Source organism: Kitasatospora sp. NPDC004745, assembly GCF_042873275.1.
Lineage (GTDB): Bacteria > Actinomycetota > Actinomycetes > Streptomycetales > Streptomycetaceae > Kitasatospora.
The window spans coordinates 151,065-157,593 of record NZ_JBIALK010000024.1 but is presented as its reverse complement, the minus strand read 5'-3'; the positions used below and the strand labels follow the sequence as shown (position 1 = coordinate 157,593).

General features: G+C 70.6%; 3 protein-coding genes and 3 pseudogenes. 2 read left to right on the top strand and 4 right to left on the bottom strand.

The genetic code is table 11. The features are described 5' to 3' along the window. Positions 1–83: 83 nt before the first annotated feature. Positions 84–484, bottom strand: a pseudogene (locus tag ACFYUY_RS31205) (transposase); the annotation flags it as partial. Positions 485–623: 139 nt separating this feature from the next. After that, positions 624–3,104, bottom strand: a complete 2,481-nt coding sequence (locus tag ACFYUY_RS31200) for a tetratricopeptide repeat protein (RefSeq protein ID WP_387905644.1) — start codon at positions 3,102–3,104, stop codon at positions 624–626. Between the two features lie 456 nt (positions 3,105–3,560). On the opposite strand from ACFYUY_RS31200, the pseudogene ACFYUY_RS31195 reads away from it, so the two are divergent. Further along, positions 3,561–3,771 (top strand): annotated as a pseudogene (locus ACFYUY_RS31195) (transposase); the annotation flags it as partial. 48 nt (positions 3,772–3,819) lie between these two features. After that, positions 3,820–4,059: pseudogene (locus ACFYUY_RS31190) on the top strand (oxidoreductase C-terminal domain-containing protein); the annotation flags it as partial. 446 nt (positions 4,060–4,505) lie between these two features. On the opposite strand, the gene ACFYUY_RS31185 reads toward ACFYUY_RS31190, so the two are convergent. Further along, positions 4,506–4,937 (bottom strand): hypothetical protein, encoded by a 432-nt coding sequence (locus ACFYUY_RS31185; RefSeq protein ID WP_387905641.1) that lies wholly within the window; start codon positions 4,935–4,937, stop codon positions 4,506–4,508. Positions 4,938–5,083: 146 nt separating this feature from the next. Further along, on the bottom strand, positions 5,084–6,148 hold the full coding sequence (locus ACFYUY_RS31180) for a hypothetical protein (RefSeq protein ID WP_387905639.1): 1,065 nt from the start codon (positions 6,146–6,148) through the stop codon (positions 5,084–5,086). Positions 6,149–6,529: the final 381 nt, after the last annotated feature.

The following is a 6,529-nucleotide window of genomic DNA, read 5'->3' as shown; positions in this document are numbered from 1 at the left end:
CCCGCCTGCTGGGCAGGGAGTGGGGCTCACACGACGACGCGCCCCCGGCGCACACCCTCACGATGATCCGCTACACCACGACAGGGGACGCCGTCCCCCGGCCGTGCGCGGTCGACGGGCGAGGGGCCAACGCGGTCCCCCCTTTGAGCGCCCTGTTGTGGGAGCCGTCGATCGCGCAATCGTCCATGTCCAGGAAGCCGTTGGCCCGCAGCTCTGTCAGCAGGGCCTCGTGCAGCTGCGGCCAGACGCCAGCCTCGGTCCAGTCCCGAAGTCGGCGCCAGGCCGTCACCCCCGAGCAGCTCACGGCGTCCGCGGAAACGTCTCACCAGGCGACACCTGTTCGCAGCACGTACAGCACACCCGCGAGTGCTGCCCGGTCCGGGACACGCAGTCGCCCGGGATAGCGCCGACGCCGCTCGGGGGCGGGTGGCAGCAGCGGAGCCACACACTCCCACAGATCGTCCGGAACAAGATCATCACGCACCCGGATACCCTGCCGACCAAGATCACCCGAGCGCAAGACCTTGAGCCAAAGTCATTCTGAAACGATCAGTAAAGGGACAGGACGTCCGGCTCTGTCGCCCCCTGAGTAACCGCCAGACGGGCCTGCGGCCCAGGGAGCGTCAGCTGACGGGCGCGTAGGTGGCGAGGAGCCCGGAGACCAGGGGGTCCCCGCAGGCGGTGATGCGGCGGCGAAGGGCTTCGGCCTCGCGGGGGTGCCCGGAGTGGTCGAGTTCGACCATCACGACGAGCATCGCGTCCGGGCTTCCCGCGTCGACCGCCTGCTGCAGGAGGAGGCGCCGCTCGTCGGCCTCGGTCTCGTCGGCCAGGCAGGCGAAGCCGACGGCGCCGAGGGGATCACCGGCGCGGGCGGCGTCGCGGTAGGCGTCCTTGGCCGCTTCGGTCCGACCCTCCTGCTGCAGTGCGTAGCCGAGACGGAGGCCGGCGCCGGGAGCGCCCTGCTCGACCGCGTGCCGCAGGTGCGGTACTGCGTCGTGCCAGCGTTCCTGGCCGGCCAGGTGGCGTCCCAGGTACTCGTGGGCGACGGGCAGTCCGGCTTCCAGGGCCGCGCGGTAGGCCTGCTCGGCCTGCTCAGGGCTGTCGTTGGCAGCGTGCAGGTTGCCGAGGTTGATCCGGGCGCGGGCGTCGCCATGATCGATGAGCCGCTCGTAGAGCTGCTGGGCCTCGTCGGTGCGGTGGAGGTATTTGAGGACGTTGGCCAGTTCCAGCTCCGCTTCCCGGTTGCCCAGTTCGACCGCTCGCCGCAGTACGGTCTCGGCCTCATGGGTCTGTCCGGTGTCGGCGAGGAGTCCACCGAGGTTCCCCAGTGCGTCCAGGTCCCCTGCGGCCACAGCCTTGCGGTAGGCGCGGATGGCTGGTCGGGTCTTCCCCCGGTCGGCGAGGAGGACGCCGAGATTGAACCAGGCGTTGGTTGCTCCGGCTCGTGCAGCCCGGCGGAGGGCGTTCTCGGCTTCATCCAGTCGGCCCCGCTCGACCAGTATCTGAGCCAGGTCGACCAGGCCGTCAGGGCTTCCGAGCGCGTGGGCCTCATGGCATGCGGCCTGCGCCTCGTCGAGGCGCCCGAGTTCCTTCAGGGCGAGGGCGGTGAAGCGGCGTGCCAGCGGGTCGTGCCGCTCGGTGTGTTCGCGCAGGACGTCAAGTGCGTCCTCGGGCCGGCCTTGCCGAATCAGGGCGAAGGCCTCGCCCCAAACGGCCCGGGTGAGGCCGGCTTCGCGCAGGCAACGCCAGAGCCAGGGCGTGATCGACGGGTGTTCCCGCTCCGCGTTGGACACGACTGTCAGGGTGGTGGTGAGGTCCGGGGCGCTGCCGAGTGCCTCGAACCAGAGCAGCGGATGGATGGCCGGCTCGGATCGCGGTGCGCCATCGAGGAGGGCGGGACAGAGGAGGTGCGCGCCGTCCGCGGCTGGCTGGAGCAGGCTGGTCATCCCGATCCGGCTCTCCCGGGCCCAGAAGAACGCCACGTCGAGGGGCTCGGGGCGCAGCAGGTCGGCGCCGGCGTCAGCCAGGTAGTACCGGTGCGCGCGGGTGAGCAGATCGGTGGGCAGGGGGCCCTGGAGCCCTGCCCGACGCAGGTCCACCGCGCTGCGGACCAAGGCAGCCGCGGTGGGGTGCCCGCCGATCCGCCACGCTGCCTGCCAGGTTGCCCAGAGTGCTGGGCCAGCCGCGAGGAACTCGCTCACTCCCCCGTGGGTGCAGTTGTCGACGGCGCTCCGAATGCGCGGGTCGTCCGTGGCGCGGGCGCGGGCCAGCTCGGGCGCACTCCAGGAGCGGGCGAGGAAGACGGTCGCGGCTTGGTCCAGCACGGCCTGCGAGAGCACGGGCTCGGTCGTTCGCCCGTTGTCCCGGTGCGGGTGGGTGGCGGGGGCTGGGAAGTGCTTGGTGTGCACGGTGGAGAGGATCGGGATCCGACATCGCCTCAGCTCGGCCACGTCCTGCGATCGCAGCCGGTCCGATCCAGTATGGCGCTCGAGGTAGTCCAGCCACAGGATGCAGGGCTTCGGGCAGCGCAGAACGGCGGCGATCGCCTCCCGCAGGCCGCCTCTGGGCGCGAGGCGGACCAGGTGGTCGGGCAGGGCTCGGCGGCTCGCCTCGTGGGCGAGTCGGGATTTGCCGGACGCGGTGTCACCGGCCACCAGCACCAGTCCTCCGCGTGCGCCGGCCTGGGCCAGGAGGTCGGTGAGCTGCGGATCGAGGTCCCGCGGAACGTACTGCGGCAGGACGTCGCCGCGGTGCGGCCACCCGGGGTGGACCCCGGCAGCTGGCGGGTCGAGCTCGGCGACGGTCGGCCACGACCGCCATGCCGCCGAGGGCGCGGGCAGCTGAGTGGAGCCGGCATCGGGGGCCCGACGCCAGAAGGCGTTCATGACCGCGGCGTACTCGTGTTTCCAGCCTTCGAGTTCCGCCACCGAGTAGTTGTCAGCCTTCCTGCCATCGATGACCTTGTGGTGCGGCGCGCACAGCAAGAGCAGGTTGCCGAAGCCGTTCAACTGCTCGCGCGTCCAACCGGGATCGTGGCGCTTGCCACCCGGCCGCGAGGCGCGAATGTGGGCGATCTCGCCGTCCAGCACCGGCTCGTCGTCCACTGGTGCGGCCAGTGGACGTCCGCACCCGGGCCACTGGCAGCGCGCCCCGGTCAACGCCATGATCACACCCGGGGTGTAGTTCTGCCGCCACCTCGCCACTCGGTTCCCTCCCGCTGGCCGCCCCGACCCTGTGGGGCGACGCTAGCGGGCCGGGCGCCGACTGCGCGGGCGGCAGCCGTCTGCCGGCCGTTGATCGACTCCTTTGTGGTCCGAGCTGTCGCCATTGATCCAGTGGCTGATCGCCCGGGGACCGGATCTGCACGCTCGGCGCCGGCGTGGGCGCGTCGGGCACGGGGGGAAGGTGCCCCGACAGTCAGTGGAGTGTTTCTGACTGGCCATCGGGTCGGGTGGCCGGCAACGTCGTCCCGGCCCAGGCGAGGTGGGGAGAGGCGGCGACAGCCGTCGGACAACCACACCCTCGTCGAACATTGGCCTGCGACCGGACTGGGATTCGGCGAACACCTCGGCGCCGACGACGGCGTACTGATCATCGACGAAACCGGCTTCGTGAAGAAGGGCACCACCTTCGCCGGAGTCCAGCGGCAGTACTCCGGCACCGACGGCCGCACCGAGAACCCGCCAAGCCGGCGTCTTCCTCGCCTACTCCGACGAGCTGGGCCGGACCCCGATCGGCCGGACGCTCTACTTGCCGCAGTCCTGGACCGATCCCGACTGGACGCCCCGGCATCCTGAAGAGCCGGTGGCGTCGCGGGACAATCTGAGCATGGAATACCTCGGCTACGTCGAGCCCGACGGCTACGACCGGGTCGTGTTCCGAGGCGACGTAAAGGCCAACGAGTTCATCGCGTTCTGGCTCAAGGACGGCCGAGTCCTCGCCGGCATGAACATGAACATCTGGGACGTCACCGACCCGATCCGCAACCTGATCGTCTCCAAGCGCGTGGTGGACACCGACCGCCTGGCGAACCCAAACATCCCCCTCGGCGAGGTCTGAGCCCCCACCGGAGCCCCAGCCAGCGAGCAGCCAACCGACCACCACTGCGGGCCGCACGAACGGGACCGGTTCGGTGGCCAGGACTCCCTCCGGCGGGCGTACAACCCTGGCCGAGCCGCGCCGCGCGACCCATCCGGCCACTTGACCCCCAGTATCGAAAATATGTTCCACCGTCATATATGGTGGCCCACCAGGCTCCACTTTGGTACGCAATGCCCGAATACGGCGGCCGCCTGGGTCCATCCCTCTCCACGGTACTCCACGTCTGCTGTCCCCGCAGCGTCCCCGGGACCAGAGGCCCCGTCCCCGGCCCGTCCCCTGGGCCACGACCCACCACTTACCCACCTCCTTGAAAGCAACGCGCACGGACAACCGACGAGAGGGAGCCGGCTTGTTGAGGACCCTCCCCCTTGACACTGACCAAATCGCCTCCGTCACTGAAGCGCTCATCGCCCCCGAAGCCCACTGACGCTCTCCTGGGGACTGACGTCGGTCGCGACCAGCGTGAGCTTTCGCGCCTTGACCGGGTCGACACCGATCGACTCAGCGGCCTTGGCGGCCTCCTCCAGCCGGTCCGCCAGCCTGCCCTTCGCCACCGCGAGCTCCGCCTGCTGCTCGGGCGAGGACGGCGAGAGCGCCCCAATCATCTTCCGCTGCTCGTTGTAGTTCGCGGCCGCCGCAGTGAGCGCGCGCAGCTGCCGCTCCCTCCGCATGGTCGGCTCCAGGACCCACACGGCCTGGGCGGCGCCCAGCAGACCAACCCGCAGCGTCGTGAAGTACACCGCCGGATAAAGGGTCTGGGTCTTCGCCAGAGCGGTCAGCCCGAAGTCCAGGTGCTCGACAGCAGTGATCAGACCGTGCCACGCGACACTCGACACCGGATGGTTGGCGAACAGCGCAGCCCGAGCGCGACCTCGACCCGCCGTTCGCGCCGGGCAGCACCACGCCTCCGTCCCCGGCGAACCCGCCGTTGGAGGCTGACCCCGGCATCGGCGGCCACCGGCGCCGCCCGGCTGATCTGCCGTCAGCGGCCGCCGATGAGGGGCAGCACCTCGGCGGCCTTGGCCAGCACCCGGCCGCCGTACAGGCAGGCGCCGACCGCGACCATCCCGCCCGCGATGATGCTGGTCTGCATCGCCCCCTCCAGGCGCAGCAGCTCGGTGCCCCAGGTGAGAGCGGGCGCGCTCACCGCCCACGCCGCGATTTTGACGCCCTCCCAGCTCCGGGCCGGATGGAGTCCTTCGAGCTCGTCCTGCGGCAGCAGCGCGGTGATGCAGCCCTCGACGTACTGCTCGGCGATGGTGTGGAGCATCGCCGCGATGCGCGGTGCGGCGGCCCGCGGATCGGTGTCGAGCTCGGCGGTGGCGCGGCGCACTGCGGCCGCGACGGTGCGCCCGTGGCGCCGGGCGGCCCGGCGCCTGGACCGGCCGCCGAGGAAGGCGATCGTGCCGCGCCGGGTACCGGCGTCCTTCGCCTGTGTCTCCACCGAGTGGAGCGTGGTTGCAAGGTCGACCATTGCCCAGGCCAGCTCGGTCGGGGACACCGCCTCCTGCACGTCGGCGCACTCGTCGATGCCGCGTAGGAGCATGACCGCGAAGCCGAAGCGGTAGCGGTTCGCCGCGCCTTCCCACACGGGACTTTGGCCGGGAAGGGGACTGGCGGCCTGGTAGTTCGAGACCGCAGCTGCCACCTTGGCCGCCGGGCCCGTGAGGAACCCGAACATCATGGTGGCCACGGTCAATGCGATTCCCGCTGCGGTCCCGGGCGGCAGGCCGAGCGATTCGCCCAGGTGCACGGCCTTCCTCGCCAGGGTCAGCACAGGCATCGCCAGGAACAGGCCGACGAAGGCCATGATGGCGAGCTTGAGGGCGGCCATCGAGAACCCGCCGTAGTAGCAGCTAGTCACGGCCGTCTGCAACCGGTCGCTGATGGTCCGCCCGGTGCCGAGCCGTTCGAGTGCTTCCCCCGCTCTCGTGCACGTCGCGACGGAGCGCCTGCCGGGTGCCGTCTGCCTCCGGTCGACCACCCACCGGGACACCCGCGCGACCAGCCCCGGCCCACGGACGGGCACCTGCTCCGACTCTGCCATGTCACCCTCCCTCCCCGACCCCCCCGGCCGGACAGACCAGCCTCTCAGGTCCGGGGCACGGCGTGGGGCCCGTCAGCCGAAGCCGGACACGGCCGAGATGCTGGTGCGTGAGCACCAGGCCGATTGTGCGATATCCCGTGGGTTCCCATCGGCCGGTGAGCGCGCAGCAGCGATCCGACCAGGGGTTTCGCAGTCGCTGGCCTGCACTTCTATGCGGAGATCATGATGGTTCGTCGGGAATCCTGAAGAACCATCATGATCCGTTCGGGTCATCCGAGCCCTCGCGCGTTGCCGACCTGGGACAACGCGGTCAATCCGAGGGAGAGACACTCGCTCGAACCCACTGGATATCGCACAGTACATGTGGTGGCCGGCCAGCAG

Coding starts and splice junctions, on each gene's coding strand:
- ACFYUY_RS31180 (WP_387905639.1), bottom strand. CDS start 6,148: ATGGCAGAGTCGGAGCAGGTGCCCGTCCGTGGGCCGGGGCTGGTCGCG.